Source organism: Roseibium sp. RKSG952, assembly GCF_009711355.1.
Window position 1 is genome coordinate 1 of record NZ_SMMF01000596.1, and the last position, 2,321, is coordinate 2,321.

Sequence of the window (2,321 nt, forward strand, 5' to 3'; positions counted from 1 at the left end):
TGTCCGCAGGATTTGCAGTGAAAGAGCGCTAAGCTTTCGCGGCTCTGCCTGTCAATAGAGCCACATTCGGCGCAGGTCTGTCAGGCAATACGTTGAATAACAACGGAGTAAATCTTGATACCTCGCTGCGCGAGGTGCGCTTTTGCCCCCTTTGAAGGAAGGGGGCAGCGCTTCTGGGTCACTTCTCGGAAAGGAGAGCGATTTCGGCCGCCGCTCTCAGGCAGGCGGAGCCGCTCGGCGACCCGGCCTTGGCCAGGAGCAGGGCCTCCTCGGCAGTCACACTCTTCGCAATGAGCACTTCCTTGAGTCGACTGCTCCGTTGGACAAGGGTTTTCTCCTCGTCGGCAAGAGCTTTACCTATCTCATTGAGGAGGTTAACGACGCGGTCGTCGTCAAGAGCCTTGTATTCGGCGGCGAGTTCCTTCAGGGCCTCAGAAATCACGCCATCAGAGGCAACGAGGGCCGCGAGACAGATGTAGATCCGCGCGCGGTCCTGCGGAAACAGAACCTTGGAGAAGGACGACTTTACGGCCTTCCGCTCGGTGGTCTCGACGGGCGCGTCTCCCGCGAATTCAATTTCAATCGTCGTTTCGTCATCCATTTTTCAGCCTCTTGCTTAACCGGAGCACGGCGGCCGCGAGTAAAAACACACCCCCCGTTGCCATCAGAATGCCCGAGAAAATCCCGAAGACGAGCTCCTCTTGCGGACTCGAGAAGGGAAACATCGCCATCACGACTCCGGATGCAACCATTCCAAATCCATGGTGAATCCTTCGCATCAAGAATTTTTCGATAATTTTGATCATGCGGCTTCCGGGTTCCGTCTTTCCAAGGACTTCCTTCGAGATTATGATGATCGGGCGGCGGTTCTTCGTCAATTAAGACCCCGTGTCCTTGTTCAACAATCGGTTCGGCGAGACGAAAGTCCCATGAAAATCATTCGGATGTCCCTCATCCCTCTTCTTCTGATTACGGGAGCTGCGCTGGCGGACACCTCTCCGATCGTCGCGGAGGCAAAACGCGCCGTTTCAAAGGGATACGGAGATATGTGCGATCTCGACATGATGCCGAACCGCCGCGACCCCTACTACGAATGCCTCGATTTCAAACTCTATCGGATCGTCTTCGAGTACGGCCGGACTCGGGGCTTCGTCGTCCTCGAGGACGGTACACCAGTCGAGATCTTCCGCCATACTGCCGGCGACGCTTCGTTCTTCGTCTCCGGCCCTTGGGAGGAGGATATGCCCGTCGCCCTCGCTGAATGGTGGAGTGAAACCCTGTCCGACGGTAGCGGGTCCGAATCCCTGAGAGACCTCGCCGCCGAATACGTCCGCAAGACGAGAACGCCACAGACGTCCGACACCCAAAAGTCCGCGCCTCCCGCCCCGGACGCACCAGATGAAGTCAGGAATTTCCTAGAGATAACGTCGAAGGAGAACGAAATCCTTCAAGTGCTGAAGGGGGCGGAACCGGCTCACTAGTCATTCACTTTCCGCATGTCAGTGTTGCGTGAATCCTTGTTGAAAATCAGATTTCGAATCATCAAGTTGATCAGCATAGAGGCACTCGCGATTTCTTCGGTGCCACCCCCCCCGAAAACATCGAATGAACTCACGAGGAACGACAATGTTCAAATCCGTCCGCGAATGCATCGCGCGCAAAAACAGCCTCCGCCGGACACGCCGGGAACTTTCCGCCCTGACCGACCGCGAGCTGAACGATATCGGTCTGACCCGCAGCGACATCAGCCCGACTGCGCTTTTCACGGAGCGCCTTTCGACGCGAGAAGTCCTGAAGCGATAGGTTCGCCGGTCGCTTTTTTGTTCAGGAAAAGAATAGATTCGGACGGCGCTTTCGTTCGGTGATGTTAACAGCAGGGGGGCTGGAAGACGAGGATTTCGCTCGTCAGGCCGCCGGAACCCGATCTAGCCGTTCCTCGGTGTTATTGACCCTGGAGGCGTCGCATTGCTCGATGCCCAATCGGATGGCCTCCAAGACCCAAACGAAGCCATAGCGGTAGTCTTCGAGCCTGCTGTTGCAGATATCCCTTAGCGGCTTCGTTCCGGTTACCTGGCAGGCGAAGCTCGTCGCCGTTTCGATCGCTTCCGCCGCGCTCGACGGATGCTCTTAGTCGAACACAGCCAGACTCATGTGCCGAACGACGCGCTTGGCATTGAACAAGGACATGCCGGAGATGTGGTCCCTAATCCTCGTTCGGACCGCTTGTTCGTCGCATTCGTCAGAGAAATCCATGAAAGCTGACAGGGACGCAAATCGCATGGCTCTCGTCAACCAGCAGTCTCGACAGTTTGTGCTGAAAA

5 protein-coding genes are annotated in these 2,321 nt (G+C 56.4%); 2 read left to right on the forward strand and 3 right to left on the reverse strand.

Features of this window, described 5'->3' with window-relative positions:
- Positions 1–178 precede the first annotated feature (178 nt).
- Both E1297_RS02635 and E1297_RS02640 read right to left on the reverse strand, forming a co-directional pair.
- Complete coding sequence (locus E1297_RS02635; protein WP_155133547.1) at positions 179–601, reverse strand: hypothetical protein; 423 nt, start codon at positions 599–601, stop codon at positions 179–181.
- Complete coding sequence (locus E1297_RS02640) at positions 594–878, reverse strand: hypothetical protein (protein WP_155133550.1); 285 nt, start codon at positions 876–878, stop codon at positions 594–596. The genes E1297_RS02635 and E1297_RS02640 overlap by 8 nt, the downstream gene beginning before the upstream one ends.
- Positions 879–929: 51 nt before the next feature.
- On the opposite strand from E1297_RS02640, the gene E1297_RS02645 reads away from it, so the two are divergent.
- Positions 930–1,481, forward strand: coding sequence for a hypothetical protein (locus tag E1297_RS02645; protein ID WP_155133553.1), 552 nt, complete (start codon positions 930–932; stop codon positions 1,479–1,481).
- A gap of 145 nt (positions 1,482–1,626) precedes the next feature.
- Complete coding sequence (locus E1297_RS02650; protein ID WP_209015606.1) at positions 1,627–1,803, forward strand: DUF1127 domain-containing protein; 177 nt, start codon at positions 1,627–1,629, stop codon at positions 1,801–1,803.
- A gap of 324 nt (positions 1,804–2,127) precedes the next feature.
- Here E1297_RS02650 and E1297_RS49650 read toward each other — a convergent pair.
- A partial coding sequence (locus tag E1297_RS49650; RefSeq protein ID WP_209015607.1) for a hypothetical protein occupies positions 2,128–2,321 on the reverse strand: 194 nt, incomplete at its 5' end.

Coding starts and splice junctions, on each gene's coding strand:
- E1297_RS02635 (WP_155133547.1), bottom strand. CDS start 601: ATGGATGACGAAACGACGATTGAAATTGAATTCGCGGGAGACGCGCCC.
- E1297_RS02645 (WP_155133553.1), top strand. CDS start 930: ATGAAAATCATTCGGATGTCCCTCATCCCTCTTCTTCTGATTACGGGA.
- E1297_RS02650 (WP_209015606.1), top strand. CDS start 1,627: ATGTTCAAATCCGTCCGCGAATGCATCGCGCGCAAAAACAGCCTCCGC.